Origin of the sequence: Thauera terpenica 58Eu, assembly GCF_000443165.1 — a bacterium.
GTDB classification, from domain to species: Bacteria; Pseudomonadota; Gammaproteobacteria; order Burkholderiales; family Rhodocyclaceae; genus Thauera; species Thauera terpenica.
This window is the reverse complement of sequence record NZ_ATJV01000081.1, coordinates 109,504-133,023: the sequence shown is the minus strand read 5'-3', so window position 1 is coordinate 133,023 and position 23,520 is coordinate 109,504. Positions and strand designations below refer to the sequence as shown.

Annotated in this window: 25 protein-coding genes; 12 read left to right on the top strand and 13 right to left on the bottom strand. The window is 64.3% G+C overall.

What is annotated here, in order from left to right:
* The 5 genes from rodA to M622_RS35475 all read right to left on the bottom strand — a co-directional run bounded on the left by rodA (position 1) and on the right by M622_RS35475 (position 5,680).
* Positions 1 to 1,146: a rod shape-determining protein RodA gene (gene rodA / locus M622_RS35495; protein WP_021250475.1), complete on the bottom strand. Its 1,146-nt coding sequence runs from the start codon at positions 1,144 to 1,146 to the stop codon at positions 1 to 3.
* The gene (gene mrdA / locus M622_RS35490) at positions 1,143 to 3,149 is read right to left on the bottom strand and encodes a penicillin-binding protein 2 (RefSeq protein WP_021250474.1); all 2,007 of its coding nucleotides are present in this window, start codon (positions 3,147 to 3,149) and stop codon (positions 1,143 to 1,145) included. Before mrdA ends, rodA begins: the two co-directional genes overlap by 4 nt.
* Positions 3,150 to 3,161: 12 nt before the next feature.
* Positions 3,162 to 3,683 (bottom strand): rod shape-determining protein MreD, encoded by a 522-nt coding sequence (mreD, locus tag M622_RS35485; RefSeq protein ID WP_021250473.1) that lies wholly within the window; start codon positions 3,681 to 3,683, stop codon positions 3,162 to 3,164.
* Between the two features lie 3 nt (positions 3,684 to 3,686).
* Complete coding sequence (mreC, locus tag M622_RS35480) at positions 3,687 to 4,562, bottom strand: rod shape-determining protein MreC (RefSeq protein ID WP_021250472.1); 876 nt, start codon at positions 4,560 to 4,562, stop codon at positions 3,687 to 3,689.
* A gap of 74 nt (positions 4,563 to 4,636) precedes the next feature.
* Positions 4,637 to 5,680 (bottom strand): rod shape-determining protein, encoded by a 1,044-nt coding sequence (locus M622_RS35475; RefSeq protein WP_021250471.1) that lies wholly within the window; start codon positions 5,678 to 5,680, stop codon positions 4,637 to 4,639.
* 169 nt (positions 5,681 to 5,849) lie between these two features.
* Between M622_RS35475 and gatC the strand changes: the two genes are divergently transcribed.
* From gatC to M622_RS35415, 12 genes are all read left to right on the top strand, one after another.
* Positions 5,850 to 6,137: an Asp-tRNA(Asn)/Glu-tRNA(Gln) amidotransferase subunit GatC gene (gene gatC, locus M622_RS35470; protein WP_021250470.1), complete on the top strand. Its 288-nt coding sequence runs from the start codon at positions 5,850 to 5,852 to the stop codon at positions 6,135 to 6,137.
* A gap of 49 nt (positions 6,138 to 6,186) precedes the next feature.
* Positions 6,187 to 7,659: an Asp-tRNA(Asn)/Glu-tRNA(Gln) amidotransferase subunit GatA gene (gene gatA, locus M622_RS35465; protein ID WP_031347397.1), complete on the top strand. Its 1,473-nt coding sequence runs from the start codon at positions 6,187 to 6,189 to the stop codon at positions 7,657 to 7,659.
* Positions 7,660 to 7,670: 11 nt separating this feature from the next.
* Positions 7,671 to 8,165, top strand: coding sequence for a hypothetical protein (locus tag M622_RS35460; RefSeq protein ID WP_021250468.1), 495 nt, complete (start codon positions 7,671 to 7,673; stop codon positions 8,163 to 8,165).
* Positions 8,166 to 8,199: 34 nt separating this feature from the next.
* Positions 8,200 to 9,684, top strand: a complete 1,485-nt coding sequence (gene gatB, locus M622_RS35455; protein WP_021250467.1) for an Asp-tRNA(Asn)/Glu-tRNA(Gln) amidotransferase subunit GatB — start codon at positions 8,200 to 8,202, stop codon at positions 9,682 to 9,684.
* Between the two features lie 206 nt (positions 9,685 to 9,890).
* Entirely contained in the window at positions 9,891 to 10,973 is a 1,083-nt protein-coding gene (locus tag M622_RS35450; RefSeq protein ID WP_021250466.1) for a YeeE/YedE family protein, read from the top strand.
* Between the two features lie 95 nt (positions 10,974 to 11,068).
* Positions 11,069 to 11,893 (top strand): class II glutamine amidotransferase, encoded by an 825-nt coding sequence (locus M622_RS35445; protein ID WP_021250465.1) that lies wholly within the window; start codon positions 11,069 to 11,071, stop codon positions 11,891 to 11,893.
* 75 nt (positions 11,894 to 11,968) lie between these two features.
* The gene (locus M622_RS35440) at positions 11,969 to 12,382 is read left to right on the top strand and encodes an HIT family protein (RefSeq protein WP_021250464.1); all 414 of its coding nucleotides are present in this window, start codon (positions 11,969 to 11,971) and stop codon (positions 12,380 to 12,382) included.
* Between the two features lie 35 nt (positions 12,383 to 12,417).
* The gene (locus M622_RS35435; RefSeq protein WP_021250463.1) at positions 12,418 to 14,025 is read left to right on the top strand and encodes a cyclic-di-GMP receptor FimW-related protein; all 1,608 of its coding nucleotides are present in this window, start codon (positions 12,418 to 12,420) and stop codon (positions 14,023 to 14,025) included.
* Between the two features lie 103 nt (positions 14,026 to 14,128).
* Positions 14,129 to 14,554 carry a gamma-butyrobetaine hydroxylase family protein gene (locus M622_RS35430; RefSeq protein ID WP_021250462.1) on the top strand — a complete coding sequence of 142 codons (426 nt, stop codon included), beginning with the start codon at positions 14,129 to 14,131 and terminating at the stop codon, positions 14,552 to 14,554.
* 7 nt (positions 14,555 to 14,561) lie between these two features.
* Positions 14,562 to 15,299, top strand: a complete 738-nt coding sequence (gene ubiE / locus M622_RS35425; RefSeq protein WP_021250461.1) for a bifunctional demethylmenaquinone methyltransferase/2-methoxy-6-polyprenyl-1,4-benzoquinol methylase UbiE — start codon at positions 14,562 to 14,564, stop codon at positions 15,297 to 15,299.
* A 19-nt stretch (positions 15,300 to 15,318) separates the two neighbouring features.
* The gene (locus M622_RS35420) at positions 15,319 to 16,182 is read left to right on the top strand and encodes a Tim44 domain-containing protein (RefSeq protein WP_021250460.1); all 864 of its coding nucleotides are present in this window, start codon (positions 15,319 to 15,321) and stop codon (positions 16,180 to 16,182) included.
* 93 nt (positions 16,183 to 16,275) lie between these two features.
* Entirely contained in the window at positions 16,276 to 16,887 is a 612-nt protein-coding gene (locus M622_RS35415) for a ubiquinone biosynthesis accessory factor UbiJ (protein ID WP_021250459.1), read from the top strand.
* A gap of 66 nt (positions 16,888 to 16,953) precedes the next feature.
* On the opposite strand, the gene M622_RS35410 is transcribed toward M622_RS35415, so the two are convergent.
* From M622_RS35410 to atpB, 8 genes are all read right to left on the bottom strand, one after another.
* A complete protein-coding gene (locus M622_RS35410; RefSeq protein ID WP_031347396.1) occupies positions 16,954 to 17,379 on the bottom strand; it encodes a F0F1 ATP synthase subunit epsilon in 426 nt (141 codons plus the stop codon).
* Between the two features lie 55 nt (positions 17,380 to 17,434).
* Positions 17,435 to 18,832: a F0F1 ATP synthase subunit beta gene (gene atpD, locus M622_RS35405; protein ID WP_021250457.1), complete on the bottom strand. Its 1,398-nt coding sequence runs from the start codon at positions 18,830 to 18,832 to the stop codon at positions 17,435 to 17,437.
* A gap of 26 nt (positions 18,833 to 18,858) precedes the next feature.
* Positions 18,859 to 19,728 (bottom strand): F0F1 ATP synthase subunit gamma, encoded by an 870-nt coding sequence (gene atpG / locus M622_RS35400; protein WP_021250456.1) that lies wholly within the window; start codon positions 19,726 to 19,728, stop codon positions 18,859 to 18,861.
* A 21-nt stretch (positions 19,729 to 19,749) separates the two neighbouring features.
* The gene (gene atpA / locus M622_RS35395; protein ID WP_021250455.1) at positions 19,750 to 21,288 is read right to left on the bottom strand and encodes a F0F1 ATP synthase subunit alpha; all 1,539 of its coding nucleotides are present in this window, start codon (positions 21,286 to 21,288) and stop codon (positions 19,750 to 19,752) included.
* Positions 21,289 to 21,301: 13 nt separating this feature from the next.
* On the bottom strand, positions 21,302 to 21,835 hold the full coding sequence (locus M622_RS35390; protein WP_021250454.1) for a F0F1 ATP synthase subunit delta: 534 nt from the start codon (positions 21,833 to 21,835) through the stop codon (positions 21,302 to 21,304).
* Between the two features lie 3 nt (positions 21,836 to 21,838).
* Positions 21,839 to 22,312, bottom strand: coding sequence for a F0F1 ATP synthase subunit B (locus M622_RS35385; protein ID WP_031347395.1), 474 nt, complete (start codon positions 22,310 to 22,312; stop codon positions 21,839 to 21,841).
* 47 nt (positions 22,313 to 22,359) lie between these two features.
* The gene (atpE, locus tag M622_RS35380) at positions 22,360 to 22,605 is read right to left on the bottom strand and encodes a F0F1 ATP synthase subunit C (protein ID WP_021250452.1); all 246 of its coding nucleotides are present in this window, start codon (positions 22,603 to 22,605) and stop codon (positions 22,360 to 22,362) included.
* A gap of 63 nt (positions 22,606 to 22,668) precedes the next feature.
* Positions 22,669 to 23,520 (bottom strand): F0F1 ATP synthase subunit A, encoded by an 852-nt coding sequence (gene atpB / locus M622_RS35375; protein WP_021250451.1) that lies wholly within the window; start codon positions 23,518 to 23,520, stop codon positions 22,669 to 22,671.

The window sequence follows — 23,520 nt, the reverse complement described above, 5'->3', positions numbered from 1 at the left end:
TCAGCTGCTGCGCGCCCTGAGTCGGCTGCGCTGAATGCTCATCAACATACCGACACCCAGACACAGCGTCACCAGCGCAGTTCCGCCATAGCTGATGAAAGGCAGGGGCACGCCCACCACGGGCAGGATGCCGCTCACCATGCCCATGTTCACGAAGGCATAGGTGAAGAAGATCATCGTGATCGAGCCCGCCAGCAGCCGTGAGGCATGGGTGGGCGCGAAGGCGGCGATGAAGAAGCCGCGCACCAGCAGCAGCAGGTAGGTGGCGAGCAGGACCACCGCGCCGACCAGACCGAACTCCTCTGCCAGCACCGCAAAGATGAAATCGGTATGGCGCTCGGGCAGGAAGGACAGGTGGGTCTGCGTGCCTTCCATCCAGCCCTTGCCGGACATGCCGCCCGAGCCGATGGCGATCGTGGACTGGATGATGTGAAAGCCGCGGCCGAGGGGGTCGCGCGTGGGGTCGAGCAGGGTGCACACGCGCTGCTTCTGGTATTCGCGCAGCACCTGCCAGTCGACATCGGGCTGACACAGGGTGTCGCCCAGGGTGACGATGGAACCCAGGCCGATGACCAGCAGCGCCACCAGGGGCACGATGAGCTTCCACGACAGCCCGGCAAAGTAGATCACGTACAGCCCGGCCGCCGCCACCAGCAGGCTGGTGCCCAGATCGGGCTGGATCACGATGAGGCCGACCGGAAGCAACAGCAGCAGCGTGGCCACCACGAAGTCGACAAAGCGCGTCTGCCCCTCGCGCTGCTGAAAATACCAGGCCAGCATCAGCGGCATGGCGATCTTCATGATCTCTGAGGGCTGGATGCGGGTGACGCCGATATCGAGCCAGCGCTGCGCGCCCTTGGACACTTCGCCGAACAGCTCCACGCCGATCAGCAGCAGCACGCCCAGCGCATACAGGGGCAGCGCAAACCTGAGCAAGCGCGCAGGCGACACCCAGGCCATCAGCCACATCGCACCCAGCGCGATGGCGAAGTGCGCGCCCTGGCTGTCGAGCCGTTCGGGCGAGGCGCTCTGCATCAGCACCCAGGCAGCGCCCAGCAAGAGGCCGAGCACGAGCATGAGGATGGGGTCGAGCGGGCGCAGGAAGGCACGCAAGAGCGCGATCGGGTTGAAACGCGAGCCGCTCATTGAGCGCGCCTCCCGGCTGCAGGCGCCGGCGAGCGCGCTGCGCCGCGGGCGGGGAGCCCAGGCTCGGCGGCGGGCTCGACAACCTCCTCGTCCTTGGGTCCGGCGTCCACGCTCTCGTCCGCTTCGTCGGCCTCGGCGTCTTCCGCCGCCGGCCCCCCTGCGCGCTGGTGCAGCAGGTAATAATCCATCACCTGGCGTGCGATCGGCGCCGCCGACTGCGCGCCGAAGCCGCCATTCTCGACCAGCACCGCGAGTGCGATCTGTGGCGCTTGTGCCGGCGCGTAGGCGATGAACCAGGAATGGTCACGCAAGCGCTCGCGCAGGCGCTTCTCCTCGTAGCGCTGGCCGCGCAGCGAGAACACCTGCGCCGTACCGGTCTTGCCGCCCGAGGTGTAGGCCGCCCCCTGAAAGGCGCGCCTGCCGGTGCCCTCGCTATTGACGCCAACCATGCCGTCGAGCACTGCCTTCACATTGGCCGGCTTGAGCGGGATCTCGCGCACCGGCTCGCGCTCGACCGCGCGGCGCTCGCCACTGAGCGAATCCACGACATGGCGCACGATATGGGGCCGATACTGCTTGCCGTTGTTGAGCAGCGTCGCCAGCGCGCTGGCCAGTTGCAAGGGCGTATAGGCGTTGTAGCCCTGGCCAATCCCGACCGAGATGGTCTCGCCCGCATACCACTGCTGCTGCTCGGGGCGGCGAAAGCGCTCGCGCTTCCATTCCGGCGAGGGCAGCACACCGCTCGCCTCGCCCGGCAGGTCGATCCCGGTGCGCGAGCCAAAGCCCAGCGGCCCCATGAACTTGGCGATGTTGTCGATGCCCAGTTCGTGGGCGAGCTGGTAGTAATAGGTGTTGCACGACACCACGATGGACTTGTGCAGGTCCACCATGCCGTGGCCACCGATCTTGTCGTCCATGAAGCGGTGATTGCCGAGGTTGAAGTAGCCGATGTCCGCGATCGCCTGCCTGGCGGTGCGCTTGCCCATTTCCAGCCCGGCCAGAGCCATGAAAGGCTTGAAGGTGGAGCCGGGCGGGTAGGCGGAGTAGATCGCACGGTTGAGCAGCGGATGATCGGGCGAATCATTGAGCGCCTTCCAGTCCTGGGTGGAGATGCCGTCGACGAACAGGTTGGGATCGAAAGTCGGCGTCGACACCAGCGCCAGCACGCCGCCGCTGGCGGGCTCGATCGCCACCAGGGCGCCGCGACGCTCACCAAAGGCCTTCTCGGCAACCCGCTGCAGCTCGATGTCCAGGGTCAGCTCCAGGTCATTGCCCTGGATCGGCGCGATGCGTGACAAGGCGCGCACCGCCCGCCCGCCGGCGTTGACCTCGACCTGCTCCACGCCGGTGATGCCGTGCAGCTCAGTTTCGTAGAACAGCTCCAGCCCGGCCTTGCCGATGTGCTGCGAGCCGCGGTAATTGGCCTCGTTGTCGGCTTGTTCGATGCGCTCGACATCGCGCTGGTTGATGCGCCCGATGTAGCCGACGATGTGCGAAGCCACCGCGCCCTGTGGATAGTCGCGCAACAGGCGTGCCTTCACCTCGACCCCGGGGAAGCGGTAGCGCTGCGACACGATGCGCGCGATCTCCTCGTCGCTCAGGCGGCTGCGCACCGGCACGCTCTCGAAATTGCGGCTCTCCTCCAGCAGCTTCATGAAGCGGCGCCGGTCACGGGCCTCGATCGCCACCAGCGTGGCCAGCTCATCCAGGGTGGCCTCGACGTCTTCGACCTGATCGGGCGTGATTTCCAGTGTGTAGGTGGCGTAGTTGCGCGCCAGCACGACCCCGTTGCGGTCCATGATGGTGCCGCGGTGGGGCACGGTGGGCAGCAGCGCGATGCGGTTGTCTTCGGCACGCGTGAGGTAATACTCGTGACGCAGCACCTGCAGATAGTAGAAGCGCGTCGCCAGCAGCCCCAGGCACAGGCACACGAACAGCATCGCCACCACCACCCGCAGGCGAAAGCGGGCGAGCTCGCGGCCGGGGGTGCGAAATTCCGTCATCGGCCCCCTGCCTCAGATCGGCCGGTTGTCATCGCGATCCACTGGCTGGTACTGCGGCAGCATGAGCAGGATGGACAACGGCGCCCACAACAGCGCGTTGCTCAGGCTGGAGAGAAAGTAGGACCAACCCGGAAACTCGGCCCCGGCCAGGAGGCGCACCGCCACCATCAGCACCTGCGTCAGCACGAACAGCGGCAACATGTGCAACGCCTGCTGCAGCAAGGGAAACCACAGCACGCGCCGCGCTGCGGCATTGGCGAAGTAGGCCAGCACCACGTAAGCCAGCGCATGCTGCCCCATGGCCGCGCCCTGGCCGACATCGACCAGAAGGCCAAACACAAAGCCCACCCCCATGCCGACGCGCAAGGGCTCGCGCACGCACCAGATCGCCAGCACCAGCGGCACCCAGTCGGGGATGCCGGGCACGCGCCCGCTCGGGATGTACTCCAGCCCCAGGGCGAGGAAGAGGCTGAAGTAGACAAACCACAGTTTGGCCGGCTGCAGGATGCGGCTGGAGCGATGTGTCGGCTGCATGGCTCAGCGCTCCCGGGCGTCGAGCGCTGGCGGGGGTGGCGGATAAGCCGTACGGCCGATCACCAGCACCTGCACGCTGGTCTCGATTGCTGCCAGGGGCTCGCACTCGATACGCGCGAAGGCGTCAGACGCGCGGTCGACACCGACCACCTTCGCCACCGGCAGGCCGGGAACGAAAACCCCGTCCAGGCCGGAGGTGACGAGCTGATCGCCCTCGCGCACATCGGCGTCGGCAAGCACGAAGCGCATCTCCAGGCCGCCCTGGCCGCTACCGAAGAGCACACCGCGCACACCGTTACGCAGCACGGACACCGGAATCGACTGGTTGCGGTCGGTGAGCAGCGTGACCTCGGACTGCACCGGATGCACACGCGTGACCTGGCCGACGACGCCCTTCGCATCGACCACCGCCAGCCCCGCCTCGACGCCTTGCTGTGCGCCACGGTCAAGGATGACCTTGCGCGCGAAGGGATCAGGCGCGTTGTAAAGGATGTCGGCGGCGATGCTCTTGACCTCAACCCGTCGCGACATGTCGAGCAGCTCGCGCAGGCGCTGGTTTTCGAGCTCGAGCAGCTCGAAGCGCAGCAGGCGCTCGCCCGAGCTGAGTTGTTGACGACGCAAGTCGGCGTTCTCGCGCTGCACCTCGATCAGGGTGGCGAAGTAGTGCGAGGCATTGAGCACGAAATCGGCCGGCGTGGCGGCCGCCATCTGCACCGGATAGGTCACGACCGAGAGCGCATCACGCATCACTTCCAGGTAGCGGAAGCGCAGGTCGGCCACCAGCAGCACGAGGCAGACGGTGACGAAGGCGAACAGGCGCGCCGTGGGCGCGGGGCCGCGCTTGAAGATCGGGGGAGGCTGATGGCCGACGAAAGACATCCGGAAAACCAGTGGCCGTCAGGTGGAAGGCGAGGACGGAAGCACACCCCGGCCCGTGGAGCCGGAACGGCCGATCACTCGTAGGTAAAAATGGAAGCGAGCTCGTCCATCTTGTCGAGCGCCATGCCGCAGCCACGCGCAACGCAGGTCAGCGGCTCCTCGGCGACGACGACCGGCAGCCCGGTCTCTTCCATCAGCAGGCGATCGAGGTCGCGCACCAGCGCGCCACCGCCGGTGAGCATCATGCCGCGCTCGGCGATGTCGGCGCCGAGCTCGGGCGGCGTCTGCTCGAGGCCGATCTTGACTGCGGACACGATCTGATTGAGCGGCTCGGTGAGCGCCTCGAGGATTTCGTTGGACGAGATCGTGAAGCTGCGCGGAATGCCTTCGGCCAGATTACGACCCTTGACCTCCATTTCGCGCACCTCGGCGCCCGGAAAGGCGGAGCCGATGGCCTTCTTGATCTTCTCGGCGGTGGCATCGCCAATCAACATGCCGTAGTTGCGCCGGATGTAATTGACGATGGACTCGTCGAACTTGTCGCCACCGACGCGGATGCTGCCCGAATACACGATGCCACCCAGCGAGATCACGCCCACTTCGGTGGTGCCGCCGCCGATGTCCACCACCATCGAGCCGGTCGCATCCGACACCGGCAGACCCGCGCCGATCGCCGCCGCCATCGGCTCCTCGATGAGGAAAACCTTGGACGCGCCCGCGGCGAGCGCGGCATCGCGAATCGCGCGGCGCTCGACCTGGGTGGAGCCGCAAGGCACGCAGATGATGATGCGCGGACTGGGCGAAAACAGACGCGAATCGTGCACTTTCTTGATGAACTGCTTGATCATCTGTTCGGTCACGACGAAGTCGGCGATCACGCCGTCCTTCATCGGCCGTATGGTGGTGATGTTGCCCGGCGTCTTGCCCAGCATCTGCTTGGCGGTGTGGCCCACCGCCTGGATCGTGCGCTTGGCGTTGGGCCCACCTTCGGTGCGGATAGCCACCACTGAGGGCTCGTCGAGCACGATGCCCTTGCCGCGCGCATAGATGAGGGTGTTGGCGGTGCCAAGGTCGATCGCGAGATCGTTGGAGAAGTAGGAGCGCAGGAAACCGAACATGAAACCTTCCGAAGCCGGTGGAGTGGTTGAGTCGCGAGCCGCGTTGGATGGTCGTCTACCGCGCTGCGAACGCCTCGCCCGCTACCGCCAAGCGGTGTAGCCCCGGGCGGGGCAAAGACGATTATGATAACCTACAAATCTTTGTGGATTCAGCAGGTTTTGTTACCTCATGTCGCTGTCCAATGAACAAGTCGGGCACCTCGCCCGCCTCGCGCGGATCGCTCTTTCCGACGCCGAAATCGACGCCACCCGGGTCAAACTGGATGGCATTTTCGCCCTCATCGAACAGATGCAGGCGGTAGACACCACGGGCGTCGAGCCCATGAGCCACGCGCAGGAGCTCCCCACCCGCCTGCGCGAGGACACGGTCATCGAAACGGATCAGCGCGAAGCCTTCCAGCGCATCGCGCCGCAGACCGAATCCGGGCTCTATCTGGTGCCGAAAGTCATCGAATGATCCGCATCGCGGCCACCCGCGTCGCGCCACCCCCTTGCTTGCCGAACCCATGATCCACGCCTCCCTCGCGCAACTGCGCCGCGCACTCGACTCCCGGCAGATCTCCAGCGTCGAACTGGCGACGCTGTTCCTCGATCGCATCGACGCCCTCAACCCGCAGCTCAACGCCTTCATCAGCGTAGACCGCGCCGGCGCCCTGAGCGCCGCTCGCGCCGCCGACGAGCGCATCGCCGCCGGCACCGCGGAGGCGCTCACCGGCATCCCGCTGGCGCACAAGGATCTGTTCTGCACCGAGGGCGTGCTCACCACCTGCGGCTCGAAGATGCTCGCCAACTTCGTCAGCCCCTACGACGCCCATGTCGTCAGCCTGCTCAAGGCCGCGGGCGCGGTCAGCCTGGGCAAGACCAACATGGACGAGTTTGCGATGGGCTCGTCGAACGAGAGCTCGTACTACGGCGCGGTCAGCAATCCGTGGAAGACCACCCACGTCTCGGGCGGCTCCTCGGGCGGCTCGGCGGCCGCGGTCGCGGCGCGCCTGGTGCCGATTGCCACCGGCACCGACACCGGCGGCTCGGTGCGCCAGCCCGCGGCCTTTTGCGGCATCACCGGCATCAAGCCGACCTACGGCCTGGTGAGCCGCTACGGCATGATTGCCTACGCCTCGTCGCTCGATCAGGGCGGTGCCTTCGGTGCGTCGGCCGAGGACTGCGCGCTGCTGCTGTCAGCGATGACCGGTTTCGACCCCCGTGACTCCACCAGCCTGGAGCGCGCGCGCGAAGATTACGCAGCCGCCCTGGTCGCACCAGACACGGGCACCAAACCGCTCGCCGGCCTGCGCATCGGTCTACCGCGCGAATTCTTCGCCGAAGGCATGGCCGACGACGTACGTGCCGCGGTCGAGGCTGCGCTTGAACAATATCGCGCACTGGGCGCCACCACCGTCGAGGTCTCGCTGCCCAACGCCAGACTGGCGATCCCGGCCTATTACGTGATTGCCCCGGCCGAGTGCTCAAGCAACATGTCGCGCTTCGATGGCGCGCGTTACGGCCACCGTGCCGCCGAATACAGCGACCTCGCCGACATGTACAGCCGGAGCCGCGCCGAAGGCCTCGGCGCCGAGGTCAAGCGCCGCATCCTGGTGGGCACCTACGTGCTCTCGCATGGCTATTACGACGCCTACTACCTGCAGGCACAGCGCCTGCGCCGGCTGATCGCGCAGGACTTCCAGGCCGCGCTCACCCAGTGCGATGTCATCGCCGGCCCCACCACGCCGACCACGGCCTGGGCGCTGGGTGAGATGGCTGACGACCCGGTGCAGATGTACCTGTCGGACATCTACACCATCGCCGTGAACCTCGCCGGCCTGCCCGGCCTGTCGCAGCCCTGCGGCTTTGGCGCCGACGGTCTGCCGGTCGGTCTGCAGCTGGTGGGCGATTATTTCAGCGAGGCGCGCCTGCTCAACACCGCGCATCAACTGCAGCACGTCACTGACTGGCACACCCGCCGGCCGGCCACCGCCTGATCCACGCCACGATGCACGCCTCGCTCCGCCACAAGGCCCGTACCGGACTGGCCGTGCTCACGCTCGGCGTGCTGGCGTCCTGCGCCACACCGCCCTCGGTGCCGCCCTCGGAGTCAGCCGCAGAGACCCCGCCAAGCGCGGCACCGGGTCGCCTCAAGCCGATGGCGGTGCGCCCGCTCGACGTCAAGACCAACTGCCGCTTCCGTGACGAAGCCGGCTACGCCGCAAGTGCCGTGCTTGACATCGAGCACTCCGAGGTGAAGTCCTTCAGCGCCACGGTGGACGTCCCCCACCATGGCCACTGCCGTTTCGACGGCGCCTTCACCCAGACCCGCCGCCTGCCCAGCGTGGAGTTGCGCGCTCAGGACGGCTGCACGGTGAACATCTGGGAGCAGGGCACGCTGGTGACGGTGGGATTTACCAACTGCGCGCTGCGCTGCAAGCGCGGCAGCTTCGACTACGTATGGCCGATCATCGTCGATCGGACCAGCGGCGAATGCCACTGAGGCTTCGTCGCAAACCGCAACAAGAGAAACGACCATGAGCAGAACGGATTGGGAAGTCGTGATCGGGCTGGAAATTCACGCCCAGCTCAACACGGCAAGCAAGATCTTCTCCGGCGCCAGCACCGCCTTCGGCGCCGAGCCGAACCGTCAGGCGAGCGCGGTGGATATCGCCTTGCCCGGCACATTGCCGGTGCTCAATCGCGGCGCCGTCGAGCGCGCGATGCGCTTTGGCCTGGCCATCGGCGCCCACGTCGCGGAAAAGAGCGTGTTCGCGCGCAAGAACTACTTCTACCCCGACCTCCCCAAGGGCTATCAGATCAGCCAGATGGATCTGCCCGTGGTGCAGGGCGGCGAGATCACGATTCGCGTCGGCGACGCTGCAGGCGGCGAAAACCAGGCCTACGACAAGAGCGTGCGCCTCACCCGCGCCCACCTCGAGGAAGACGCCGGCAAGAGTCTGCACGAAGACTTTCACGGCATGACCGGCATCGACCTCAACCGCGCCGGCACGCCGCTGCTCGAGATCGTGTCCGAACCCGACATGCGCTCATCAGCCGAAGCGGTCGCCTACGCACGCGCAGTGCATGCGCTGGTGCGCTGGATCGACATCTGCGACGGCAACATGCAGGAAGGCTCGTTTCGCTGCGACGCCAACGTCTCGGTGCGCAAACAGGGCGCCACCGCCCTCGGCACGCGGCGCGAAATCAAGAACCTGAACTCCTTCCGCTTCCTGCAGCAGGCCATCGACTACGAAGTGCAATGGCAGATCGACACCCTCGAGGACGGTGGCCGCATCGAGCAGGCCACCGTGCTGTTCGACCCCGACAGCGGCGAGACGCGGATGATGCGCTCGAAGGAAGACGCCCACGACTACCGCTATTTCCCCGACCCCGACCTGCTGCCGCTGATGATATCGGCCGCCTGGAAAGCACGCGTGCAGGCCGCGTTGCCGGAGCTGCCGGGGGCGATGAAAGCGCGCTTCATGGACGAATACGGCTTGTCGGCCTACGACGCGATCACCCTCACCGCGACCAAGGAAGTGGCTGATTATTTCCAGACCGTGGTGTCGGCGGCGGGTGCCGCCCAGGCCAAGATCTGCGCGAACTGGGTGATGGGTGATCTCGCCGCGCGCCTGAACAAGGCCGAACTCGAGATCGCCGCCTCACCCGTGTCCGCGACCCAGCTCGCCGGCCTGGTCGCACGGATCACCGACAACACGATTTCCAACGCCATCGGCAAGAAGGTGTTCGAAGCCCTGTGGCGCGGCGAAGGTGGTGCAGACGCCAACGCCGCAGACGCGATCATCGATGCCCAGGGGCTCAGGCAGGTCACCGACAGTGGCGCCATCGAAGCCTTGATCGACGAGGTGCTGGCCGCCAACCCGAAATCGGTCGAGGAGTTTCGCAGCGGCAAGGAAAAAGCCTTCAACGCGCTCGTCGGCCAGGTCATGAAAGCCAGCAAGGGCAAGGCCAGCCCCGGCCAGGTCAACGCGCTGCTGCGCAAGAAGCTCGAGGCCTGAGCAGCACCACGCGCGCCTGAGCGTCGTCTCGCCCGCCTTATCGACCCCGCATTGCCCCGCCTCGCGCGGGTGATGTGGGGTCGATGCGTTTACCCGGCATCTTCCGCCACTTGCCCGTGGTCAAAGAAGCGCCCTCCACTTCGTCACATTCTTATATTCTTGAATGCTGACAAAACCGGCCCTAAGCCGCCGGTGCAGGAGGAGACATGGATAACTCGGTCGACCTGATCGACTGGCTGGGCGAAGACCTCAGCCTTGCCCTCGGCGGGCTGGTCATCGGCGCGCTGTTCGGCTTCTTCGCTCAGCGCTCACGCTTCTGTTTGCGTGCAGCAGTGGTGGAAGTGGCGCGCGCGCAGGCCGGCGCCAAGCTGTCGGTGTGGTTGCTCGCGTTCTCGTCCGCACTCATCCTCACCCAGACCATGATTCTCCTGGGCGCGTTCGACACCGCCAATGTGCGTCAGCTCTCCAGCCCCGGCAGTGTGTCGGGCTCACTCATCGGTGGACTGCTGTTTGGCATCGGCATGGTGCTCGCACGCGGTTGTTCCAGCCGCCTGCTGGTGCTGGCAGCCAACGGCAACCTGCGTGCATTGCTGTCCGGGCTGATCTTTGCGGTGACCGCGCAGGCCTCGATGAGCGGCGTGCTCTCGCCCTGGCGCGAAGCGCTCGGCCGCCTGTGGACCATAGACGGCGGCAGCGCGCGCGACCTGCTGGCCTCGACCGGCATCGGCAATCGCGGCGGGCTGCTGTTCGGGCTGCTGTGGCTGGCCGCCGGCGCCTGGTTCGCCTGGCGCCGGCGCATCCGCGCCTGGAACTGGGTCGGTGCGATCGGCGCTGGCCTGTCGGTGGCCTGCGCGTGGTGGTTCACCTACCGCATGTCGGCCCTGGTGTTCCAGCCTGCGGCGGTGCAGAGCATGTCCTTCACCGGCCCTTCGGCCGATGTGCTGATGCTGGTGCTGTCACCACCCGGCCAGCCGCTCAACTTCGACCTCGGCATGGTGCCTGGCGTCTTCCTCGGCTCCTTCATCGCCGCGCTCCTGGCGCGCGAGCTGAAACTGGAAGGCTTCGAGGGCGGCCGTTCGATGCGGCGCTACATCGTCGGCGCGGTGTTGATGGGCTTTGGCGGCATGCTCGCCGGTGGCTGTGCGGTGGGGGCGGGCGTGTCCGGGGCTGCGGTGTTCGCTGTCACGGCCTGGATCACGCTCGCGGCGATGTGGGTGGGCGCGAGCCTGACCGACTGGCTGGTGGACCGCAGCGCGGCGAACGCTCCCGCCACACTCACGGCGCCCTGAACTTGCAGCGCAGGCAAACGCGGTTCGTCGCACGCGGTTCGTCGCACGCGGTTCGCTATACTCGGCGCTTCCATAGCGTCGTCGCGGAGACTCCCATGTGCCAGCTGCTCGGCATGAACTGTAATGTGCCGACCGATATCTGTTTCTCCTTTGCCGGCTTTCGCGCCCGTGGTGGACTCACCGATCATCATCGCGACGGCTGGGGAATCGCCTTTTTCGAAGGCAAGGGCGTACGCATCTTCGTCGACCCCAGCCCAAGCGCTGATTCGCCGGTGGCCGAACTGGTCAAGCACTACCCGATCCGCTCGCTCAACGTCATCGCCCACATCCGCAAGGCCACCCAGGGCGAGGTCAGGCTCGAAAACACCCATCCGTTCCAGCGCGAGCTGTGGGGGCGCTACTGGATCTTTGCGCACAATGGAAACCTCAACGGTTTTGCTCCCCGTCTCTCGGGGCGCTTTCTCCCCGTGGGCACAACCGACTCCGAGCTCGCCTTTTGCCACATCCTCGATCATCTCGCGCAGCGCTTTCCGCAGGGCACGCAGGACATCGCTGAGTTGCATGGCGCGCTGCGCGAGATGGCACTCGAGATCGGCGCTCAGGGCGAATTCAACTTCCTGCTCTCTGACGGCGACAAGCTCTTCGCCCACAGCTCTTCGCGCCTGTGCTACATCGTGCGCAAGGCCCCGTTTGCACTCGCCCACCTCGCGGACGAAGACCTGACGGTCGACTTCAATGAGCTCACCACCCCGCTCGATCGCGTCGCCATCATCGCCACCACGCCGCTCACCGATAACGAACGCTGGACCCAGATTGCACCGGGAAACCTGTTTGCCTTCCACGATGGCGAGGCGGTGGCGATGAGCACGACGCAGACCGTGGCGCAGGACTATCCACGGCGCAATGCAGCCGATGCGTAACAGTTCCTCGCCCAGCGTGCGTGGAAGGGTTAGAGTTTGCGTTTACCGAGCATTTTCTGCCGTCGAGAACTGAACATGGATTGTCCGCTGTGCATTGCAAGCAACGAGCAGGTGGTCTGGGAGGACCGGCGCTGTCGCGTGATCCAGGTCGATGACGAAGCCCACCCTGGGTTCTGCCGCGTGATCTGGAACGAGCACGTTGCCGAAATGGGCGACCTGCTGCCCGCTGACCAGCGCCATCTGCTCGAGGTCGTGCTCGCAACCGAGCGCGCCTTGCGCGACCTGCTGCAGCCCGACAAGATGAACCTCGCCAGCCTGGGCAACATGGTGCCGCATCTGCACTGGCACGTGATCCCGCGTTACACCGACGACCGCCACTTCCCCGAACCGGTGTGGGGTCAGCCACAGCGCGTGGGCGTTGCGCACCCGGCGGCCGATGCGGTCGCGCTTGCGCGCGCCATCGACGGCGCACTGTCTGCCGGACACTGACCCCCGCATCGCCCTCATCCGGAGGCTTCTCAAGAATGGATTTCACCAATCCGGCAGCCTGTCTCGATCTGCTGCAGAAGCTGCATCCGATAGACACCGCACGCACGCACGCGACGCTGCTGCAGATCACCGAGGCTCTGCAGCTCGCCTCGCCTGCGCCCAACCAGCACCTGGAGGTGCTGGAGGCTGCACGCGAGGCCATCGCCTGCAGCCAGAACGAGCGCGCACGCTGCTATACCAGCCAGGCCTTGCCACCGGACAGCGAGGAGAACACGATCCTGCAGCAGGTGCTGAGACTGTGGCAAGTCCTGTCGCGCTCCTATGCCCAGATCGCCAGACGCGACGCTGCCGCAGGCACGCTTGACGACCAGCGCGCACTGCTTGCCCAGCGCCGGACGCACTATGCGGGCATGGCCTTGTTCGAATATTTCCGCGCCAAGCGCGCAGTGCCTGCAGGCTGTTGGGCGGAAATCCATGCCAGCCATGCGTCCGCCTTGCATGCAGGGGTGGACAGGGTGCGCGTACCCGACTCGCTCAACGAAGTCTGGCATGCGCAGAGCGCACTCGAGGCCTACGTCTCCATCTTGCTCACCGACATCGCCAATCCCTATGGCCGCAGTGCGCGTGAGCTGAGCTGGGTGATCCGCTGGGCGCAGCGTTTCGCTCCCTACTGCAGCGTGAACGCTGCAGAAGAGGACGCCAAACCCGCAGCCTACGGCGTCGACCTCAACGCGGACGTGGGTTTGCGCCCCCTCGGACTGCTCCCGCAAACCCCAACACGTCTGCGCTTTGACGGCAGCACGCTCGCCTCGCAGATTCAGGCCGTGCTCGCCCAGTTCAAGCACGGCACGAAACCTGCGTCGCTCGGTCTGGGTACCGACTGCTCGACCGATGCCAGCGCACGCCTGCTGCTCTCGCTATATCGGCCCTGGGGACGCGGCACGGCGGGACGACGCTTCCCACGCCGGCACAGTGAGGGCAGGCTCCAGCTCAGCAGCGACTGGCTCACCACCGGCTTCGCCATTGAAGGATCAGTCTTCAAGCAGCCGCGCAGTGAAAACCAGATTCACCGCCTGCGCGAGGACATCTCGCTGCTCACCTTTGGTGAGCGCGCACCCGAGGTGGATACGCCGCAGCACGAACACCAGCGCCACCAACGTGAGGCCGAGCGCCTTGGCCTGGAGTACGAGCTGTGGGACATGCTCGACCAGTCGGTGGCCGGTTTCCGCCTGCAGCGTCACGCTCAGGGCGAACGTCTGGGCCATCACCAGCTGGTCGGCATCCGACCGCCTGATAGCGATCGCTTCCTGCTCGGCGACCTGAGCTGGCTGATGTATCGTGCGGACGGCACGCTGGAGGCAGGGGTTGAAATACTACCCGGAATCCCACGCGTGGTCGCCGTGCGTCAAGCCGGGCAGAAGAACTCGCGCGCGCCATACCAGCAGGGCTTCATGCTGCCCGCGTCGGCCGCGCTGAAAACCCCCGCCACCCTCCTCCTGCCCTCGCTCTGGTACGGTCCTGGCAAGATGATCGACGTGCACCGGGACGAAAAGACCCACCTCGTTCGTCTCGGACGCCTGATCAGGCGCGGCATGAATTACGATCTATGCGCTTTCGAGGCGGCTGAACCCAGCCCGACCTGAGCGCTAGCCACCCGCTCCGGTGCAGGGCCAGTGCCGCGATGGCCCGGGCCGGCGGCGGGCGATTCGGGTATGATTGTGACCCCCTGAATGCGAGGCTTTGTCCATGGCCGGTCTGGACCAGAACACTCCGCTTCCCACCGAAATCACCCTGCACAGCCAGTCAAGACGACTCGAGCTCGCGTTCGCGGACGGCAGCCGTTTCGTGCTGCCCTTCGAGTTCCTGCGCGTGTATTCACCCTCGGCCGAAGTGCGCGGACATGGTCGGGGCCAGGAAACACTGCAGCAGGGCAAGCGCGAGATCGACGTGCTCGACCTGCAGCCAGTCGGCAACTACGCGGTGCGCCCGGTGTTCTCCGACGGCCATGACAGTGGCTTGTACTCCTGGGACTACCTCTACATGCTCGGCGAACGCCAGGACGCACTCTGGCAGGACTATCTCGAACGCCTCGAGCAGGCAGGCGGCAGCCGTGACCCCGCCAAGGCACCACCACCGGCCATGTCCAAGACTGGCTGTGGCCACAAACACTGAGAAGAGCATGAGCGACAGGACCACGCACTTCGGCTTTCAGGAAGTTGCCGAGAACGCCAAGGAAAAAAAGGTTGCCGAGGTGTTTTCCTCGGTCGCGCACAATTACGACGTGATGAACGATCTCATGTCGTTCGGCCTTCATCGCTTGTGGAAGCACTTCACGATCCAGATCTCGGGCGTGCGCGAAGGCGACCGTGTGCTTGATGTCGCCGGCGGCACGGCGGACCTCTCGCTTGCCTTCGCGCGCAAGGTTGGCCGCCGCGGCCAGGTGTGGCTGACCGACATCAACCACGCCATGCTCTCACGCGGTCGCGATCGCATGATAGACCACGGCTTCAGCATGCCGGCCGCACAGTGCAATGCCGAGAAGCTGCCCTTCCCTGACGACTGGTTCGACTGCGTCACCGTCGCTTTTGGCCTGCGCAACATGACGCACAAGGACGTCGCTCTGGCCGAGATGCGCCGCGTCCTGCGTCCCGGCGGGCGGCTGCTGGTGCTCGAATTCTCGCGCGTCTGGAAGCCGCTCTCGCCGCTCTACGACCTCTATTCCTTCAAGCTCCTGCCCTGGATGGGCGGCAAGGTTGCAGACGACGCCGAAAGCTATCGTTATCTCGCCGAATCGATTCGCATGCACCCCGGGCAGGAAGAATTGAAGACGATGATGGAACAAGCGGGCCTCGCGCGTGTCGATTACTTCAACCTCAGTGCGGGCATCGTCGCCCTGCACCGCGGCTACAAGATTTGAACCTGGAGACCAAGCAACAATGAAAAACCTTATCCTCACCTTGATATTTGCGGTGCTCTCCCTTGGATTCGGCGTCGCCGAGGTCGAGGCCAAACGACTTGGCGGGGGCAGCAGCTTCGGCATGAAGCGTCAGGCCACCCCGCAGCAAGCGCCGCGCCAGCCCGCAGCCGGCCAGACCCCCGCTTCCGGTGCGGCAGCCGCTGCGCCCAAGCGCTCGTGGATGGGCCCGATTGCCGGCCTCGCCGCCGGCCTTGGCCTCGCTGCGCTGTTCTCGCATCTGGGCCTGGGTGAGGGTATGGCCTCCTTTGTCATGATCCTGCTGCTCGCCGCTGCTGCTTTCTTCGTGTTTCGCCTGCTGTTCCGGCGCGGCACCAATGCGCCGCAGAACCAGAATCAGAACCTGCGCTACGCCGCTTCAGGGGCGGCTCCCGACACGGTCAGCGCGCTGCGTCCAGCGCCTGCCGCAGCAATGACGGGCGCCACGGCCCTCTCGGGGCTGGATCAGGCACGCGCCGACGGCTTTGACGTCGACGGTTTTGCCCGTCAGGCAAAACTCAACTTCATCCGCCTGCAAGCTGCGAACGACGCTGGCAACCTCGACGATCTGCGCGAATTCACCACCCCCGAGGTGTTCGCCGAGGTTCGCCTGCAGATCACCGAACGTGGCAGCGCCGAACAACGCACCGACGTCGTCGAACTCAACGCCGAGGTCATCGATGTCGCTCAGGAGAACGCGCGCTATGTCGTCAGCGTGCGCTTCCATGGGCTGCTGCGCGAAGAAGAGGGCGCAGCACCCGCGGCTTTCGAGGAAGTCTGGCACCTGACCAAGCCGGTGAGCGGCGAGGGCGGCTGGCTCGTGGCAGGTATCGAGCAGGTCGGCTGATCGCCGTCACGCACAAGGGGAGGCCGGTGGTCTCCCCTTTTTTGTTTTCAACACCACATCCGCCGCTCTTTTCCAAACTGGAGTCGGACCCACATGCTGCCCAGCGTCTTCCTCTCTGCGACCAACCATCTGCTGTCACAATCGGGCTGGGCCAGGACCCGGCTCCAGGCCCATGCGGGACGCACGGCGAGGCTCGCGGTCAGCCCGGTGGCCGAGATCGACTTTTCCGTCGCATCTGATGGCCATCTCGCAGCCTGGGTCGGTGAGGACGAGCCTGAGGTATTGCTGCGGCTGGACGCGGCCGATCTGCCGCAGTTGCTGATCAACGGGCTCGAGACTGCCATGCGTCACGTCCGCATCGAAGGCAACGCCGAGTTTGCCGACGCCCTGGGTTTCGTTTTTCGCCATCTGCGCTGGGATGCTGAAGAAGACCTGGCGCGGATCTTCGGCGACATGCTCGCCCACCGCATGGTGGAAGGTGGCAGGCACGCGCTTGATGAAGGTCGTCGTACGCTTGAGCGTGCAGGCGGAAATTTCGCCGAATACCTGACTGAGGAAGCCCCCGTGCTGGTGCCACGCACCGCCTTGCCTGAGTTCTTCCACGAAATCGTCGAGCTCCGCGATGCGCTGGGGCGTCTGGACAAGCGCGTCGGACGGGTGGAGAACAAGCGCAGACAAGGCATGAAGCTCGATAAAAAAGCTTAAAAAAAAGCAGCTCCAAAGAGCTGCTTCTTGATTCCGGCTCCAGCACGAGGCGGAGCAGCCAGATGATCAGTGCCTGATCTTGCGCAGGCGCTGAATCGCGGCGAGTTGTGCCACTGCCTCCATGAGCTCGGCCTGGGCCTTGGCGTAGTCCAGACGTGCGCTCCGGTTGGCCATCGCATCTTCGGCCCGCCTCTTGGCATCCAGGGCCTTCGCTTCATCCAGATCGCGCCCGCGGATTGCCGTGTCGGCAAGCACGGTCACCAGACCTGGCTGGACCTCAAGCAGACCACCGGCGACGAAAACAAGCTCTTCCTCAACCTGATTCGGAATCTTGACCCGCACTGCACCCGGCTTGATCCGGGTCATCAGCGGCATGTGGCCGGGCAGGATCCCGAGCTCTCCCGCCTCGCCAGGCAGCGCGACGAATTCGGCCAGCCCGGAGAAGATCAGCTCTTCCGCGCTGACGATATCGACATGGACCGTCATAGCCATTGTGTTTCCTTTTCAAGGCCGCGTGCCACCTGCGCGGCACGCGGTCGAGCGAGTGTTACAGCGTCTTCGCCTTCTCGATGGCCTCTTCGATACCGCCGACCATGTAGAAAGCCTGTTCCGGCAGATTGTCCAGCTCGCCGCTGACGATCATCTTGAAACCCCTGATCGTGTCCTTCAGCGTCACATACTTGCCGGGCGAACCGGTGAACACTTCCGCGACGTGGAAAGGCTGCGACAGAAAGCGCTGAATCTTGCGCGCGCGCGCCACCGCCAGCTTGTCTTCCGGCGACAACTCGTCCATGCCCAGAATTGCGATGATGTCGCGCAATTCCTTGTACTTCTGCAAGGTCATCTGCACGTCACGCGCCACGCCGTAGTGCTCCTCACCCACAACCAGCGGATCGAGCTGGCGGCTGGTGGAGTCGAGCGGATCGACGGCGGGGTAGATACCCAGCGCGGCAATGTCACGCGACAGCACGACGGTGGAGTCGAGGTGGAGGAAGGTGGTTGCAGGCGAGGGGTCGGTCAAGTCATCCGCAGGCACATACACGGCCTGGATGGAGGTGATCGAACCCACCTTGGTGGAGGTGATGCGCTCCTGCAGACGACCCATCTCTTCCGCCAGCGTGGGCTGATAACCCACCGCCGACGGCATACGCCCCAGCAGCGCGGAGACTTCCGTTCCGGCCAGGGTGTAACGGTAGATGTTATCGACGAAGAACAGGATGTCGCGGCCTTCATCACGGAAACGCTCGGCCATGGTCAGACCGGTCAGCGCAACGCGCAGTCGGTTGCCCGGGGGTTCGTTCATCTGACCGAACACCATCGCCACCTTGTCCAGAACGTTGGAGTCCTTCATCTCGTGGTAGAAGTCGTTGCCCTCGCGGGTACGCTCTCCCACCCCAGCGAACACCGACAGACCGGCGTGCTGCTTGGCGATGTTGTTGATCAACTCCATCATGTTCACGGTCTTGCCGACGCCGGCGCCACCAAACAGACCCACCTTGCCACCCTTGGCGAACGGGCAGATCAGATCGATAACCTTGATCCCGGTCTCGAGCAGCTCCACCGAGGGCGAGAGCTCGTCGAACTTCGGCGCCTTCTGGTGAATCGGGCGCAACTCATCAGTCTCGACCGGCCCTGCATCGTCGATCGGACGACCCAACACGTCCATGATCCGGCCCAGCGTACCCATGCCGACCGGCACCGAGATCTGATTCCCGGTGTTGGCAACCTTCATACCGCGGCGCAAGCCGTCGGAAGAACCCATCGCGATGGTACGCACCACCCCGTCACCGAGTTGCTGCTGGACCTCGAAGGTCAGCCCCGCCTCGGCGAAAGAGTCGGCAACGTCCTCAAGCTTCAGGGCGTCATACACCTTGGGCAGCGAGTCGCGCGGGAACTGAATGTCCACCACCGCGCCGATGCACTGAACGATCGTACCTTGACTCATCGTCGTTTCCTTAAATCAATAATCCGTTACACCGCAGCGGCGCCGCCGACGATTTCCGAGAGTTCCTTCGTGATCGCGGCCTGGCGGGTCTTGTTATAGACCAGCTGCAGATCGCCAATCACGGTCTTGGCATTGTCGGAGGCGGCCTTCATTGCCACCATGCGCGCGCTCTGTTCGGACGCCATGTTCTCGGCCACCGCCTGATACACCAGAGCCTCGACGTAGCGCACCAGCAGCTCGTCGATGACGGACTGCGGATCCGGCTCATAGAGGTAATCCCACGAGCTGTCAGGGGTGCCGAGTTGCTCACCGGTGAGCGGGAGCAGCTGTTCGAGCACTGGCTCCTGCTTCATCGTGTTGATGAAGCGGGTGTAAGCCACGTAAACCGCATCGAGCTCGCCGGCATGGAAAGCGTCGAGCATCACCTTGACCGGACCGATGAGCTTTTCCAGGTGCGGCGTGTCACCGATATGGGTGACGTTCGACACCACCTTGGCGCCCATGCGCTGCATGAAACCCAGACCCTTGTTGCCGATGCAGCTGGCACGGATCTCGGAGACGCCACTCTCGTCCCACTCTTTCATCGCGGTCAGCGCCACGCGCTGGACGTTGGTGTTGAGGCCACCGCACAATCCCTTGTCGGTGGTCACCAGGATCAGCCCCACCCTTTTCACCTGGTCCTTGTGGACCAGGAAGGGGTGCTTGTAGTCGGTCACATTGGCCTGGGACAGGTTCGCGGCGAGTCGGCGGATTTTCTCGGCAAAGGGGCGAGCAGCACGCATCCGCTCCTGCGCCTTGCGCATCTTGGATGCGGCCACCATCTCCATGGCCTTGGTGATCTTGCGCGTGTTCTGCACGCTCTTGATCTTGGTTCGGATTTCCTTACCGCTTGCCATATTCCGTCTCCCTCGCCGGCCTTACGCCCAGCTCTTCTTGAACTCAGCGATCACCGCAGCCAGGGTCTTCTCGCCTTCGGCGTCGAGCTCCTTCTTGTCCAGAATCGCGGACATCAGGGCAGGCTGCTTGGTCTTCACGAACTGCAGCATCGCAGCTTCAAAAGGCAGCACACGGGCCACATCGACATCGTCGAAGTAAGCATTGTTCACCGCGTACAGCACGATCGCCATTTCGGCAATCGACATCGGTGAATACTGAGCCTGCTTCATGAGCTCGGTCACGCGGCGACCACGCTCGAGCTGCTTGCGGGTGGCATCGTCGAGGTCGGAGGCAAACTGAGCGAAGGCTGCGAGCTCGCGATACTGTGCGAGGTCGGTACGGATACCACCGGACAACTTCTTGATGACCTTGGTCTGTGCAGCACCACCGACGCGCGACACCGAGATACCGGCGTTGATCGCAGGACGGACACCGGCGTTGAAGAGGTCGGTTTCGAGGAAGATCTGGCCGTCGGTAATCGAGATCACGTTGGTCGGAACGAAGGCGGAAACGTCGCCGGCCTGCGTTTCAATGATCGGCAACGCGGTCAGCGAGCCGGTCTGGCCCTTGACTTCACCGTTGGTGAACTTTTCCACGTAGTCGGCGTTCACACGTGCGGCACGCTCAAGCAGACGCGAGTGCAGGTAGAACACGTCACCCGGGTAGGCTTCGCGACCCGGCGGGCGGCGCAGCAGCAGCGAGACCTGACGGTAGGCCCAGGCCTGCTTGGTCAGGTCGTCATAAACGATGAGGGCGTCCAAGCCACGGTCGCGGAAGTACTCGCCCATGGTGCAACCGGAGTAGGCTGCCAGGTACTGCATGGCGGCAGACTCGGAGGCGGTCGCGGCGACGACGATGGTGAACTCCATCGCGCCGTGCTCCTCGAGCTTGCGCACGACGTTGGCTACGGTCGAAGCCTTCTGGCCGATGGCGACGTACACGCAGTACATGCCCTGGCCTTTCTGGTTGATGATCGCATCCACCGCAACCGCGGTCTTGCCGGTCTGACGGTCGCCGATGATCAGCTCGCGCTGGCCACGGCCGATCGGCACCATGGCGTCAACCGACTTCAGGCCGGTCTGCACCGGCTGCGAAACGGACTGGCGGGCGATGACGCCGGGCGCAACCTTTTCGATCTTGTCGGTAAGCTTGGCGTTGATCGGGCCCTTGCCGTCGATCGGCTGACCCAGCGCATTGACGACGCGGCCAATCAGCTCGGGGCCGACCGGCACTTCGAGAATGCGGCCAGTGGCCTTGACGGTGTCGCCTTCGGTGATGTGCTCGTATTCGCCGAGCACCACGACACCGACGGAGTCACGCTCGAGGTTGAGCGCCATCCCGAAGGTGTTGCCAGGAAACTCCAGCATTTCGCCCTGCATGACGTCGGTCAGGCCATGGACGCGGCAGATGCCATCGGTCACGGAGACGACCGTGCCCTCGTTACGCGAAGTCGCGGCGAGCTGCAGGTTCTGGATCCGGCTCTTAATCAGGTCGCTGATTTCAGAGGGGTTGAGTTGCATAGTTTTTATGCTCCTAGTTCTTAAGCGCAGCGGCCATGTTCGCGAGCTTGCCGCGGACCGAGGCGTCGATGACTTCGTCGCCGATGGCGATGCGGACTCCACCGATGAGGGCGGAATCCAGTGTGACGGACACGTTCAGACGAGCCTTGAAGCGCGCTTCGAGGTCGGCCTTCAGAGTCGCCAAAGCGGCATCGTCGAGCGGGAAGGCAGAGGCAATTTCAGCCTCCAGGACGCCTTCGTGTTCGTTCTTGTAAGCAACGAACAGGTCACGGATCTCCGGAAGGACTTGCAGGCGTTCGCTTTCCACGAGGACGCGGACGAAGTTCTGCTGCTCGGCGTTCAGATCACCACTGACTTCCAGCACCAGCTTGTTGAGCCGGTCAGCGGACAGATTGGGATCCTTGAAGCACGCCTGCATGTCGGGATCGGCCGCCACGGCGGCGAGCCGATCCAGTGCTTCCGACCAAGGCCCCAGCGCACCGGCCCCGCGAGCCAGCTCGAAGGCGGCATCGGCATAGGGGCGCGCGATGGTGACGTTCTCGGCCATGACTTATTGCAGTTCCTGTTTCAGGTTGGCAAGCAGCTCGCTGTGCACCTGGGCGTTGATCTCGCGGCGCAGAATCTTCTCGGCACCGGCAACAGCCAGATGTGCGACTTGGTCGCGCAGAGTTTCCTTGGCGCGCTGCGCAGCGGCACCCGCCTCAGCCTCGGCAGCTTCACGGGCAGCGGCAATGATGCGGCCAGCTTCGGCACGGGCATCGTCGATCAGGTGGCTCGCCTGCTTTTCAGCAGAGGTACGCACATCACCCGCAGATTCACGGGCCTTGCGCAGTTCCTCGACGACCTTCTTCTCGGCGAGCGTCAGATCAGCCTTGGCCTTGTCCGCAGCTGCCAGCCCGTCGGCGATTTTCTTCGCACGATCGTCCAGTGCCTTCACGATGGGCGGCCACACGAATTTCATCGTGAACCACGCCAGAATGAAGAACACAACGAGCTGGGCTATCAGAGTTGCGTTCAAATTCACGGTTCTTGGCCCTCAGTTTGGTTCAAAAAAGGATGAACTCGAACCGATCAGAGCTGGAACGGGTTGGCGAACGCAAACATCATGGCGATACCGACACCAATCAGGAATGCAGCGTCGATCAGACCAGCCAGCAGGAACATCTTGGTCTGCAGTGCGTTCATCAGCTCAGGCTGACGCGCCGAGGCTTCGAGGTACTTGGAGCCCATGATGCCGATACCGATACAAGCGCCGAAAGCACCGAGGCCAATGATCAGACCAGCAGCCAGAGCAACAAAACCCAAAACGTTTTCCATGACGACTCCTAAGGGGAAAGGTAAGTTTAAAACTAGGTACTGCGTTGAAGATGAAGGTGAAACTCAGTGACTTTCGTGCGCCTGACCAACATACACCAGGGTCAGCATCATGAAGATGAAAGCCTGCAAGGTGATGATCAGGATGTGGAAGATTGCCCACAAGGTGCCTGCGAACACATGGCCCACGAAGCCGAACACGGTGGCAGTACTGCCGAGCAGCGCAATCAGCACGAAAACCAGCTCACCGGCATACATGTTGCCGAACAGTCGCATGCCGTGGGAGATGGTCTTGGCAGTGAATTCAATCATCTGCATGGCGAAGTTGACCGGATACAACAGCGGGTGGCTGCCGAAAGGTGCGGTGAAGAGCTCATGCACCCAGCCCGAAAAACCCTTGATCTTGATGTTGTAGTAGATGCACAGCAGCAGGACACCGACCGACATGCCCAGGGCAGCGGACAAGTCCGCGGTCGCCACAACACGCATGTAGGCGTGCGCAGGGTCGCCGCCACCGGCAGCATAGACACCTTCCCAGATGCGCGGCAGCAGATCGACCGGCACCAGGTCAACCGCGTTCATCAGGAAGATCCAGACAAACACGGTGAGGGCAAGGGGGGCAACAAACTTGCGCGACTCGGCGCTATGGACGATACCCTTGGCCTGGTCGGCCACCATCTCGACCATCACTTCGACCGCACCCTGGAAGCGACCGGGGACGCCGGATGTTGCCTTGTGCGCGGCTCGCCACAACAGGAATATCGTCAACAGACCGAGCGTGATCGAATAAAACATCGAATCGATGTTGATCACGCTCCAGTCCACGATGTTCTCTTGCGCGTGGCCGGTGTTGTTGAGGTGCGTCAGGTGATGAACGACGTACTCGGAAGCGGTTAGAGCGTGCTCTTCTGTGGCCAT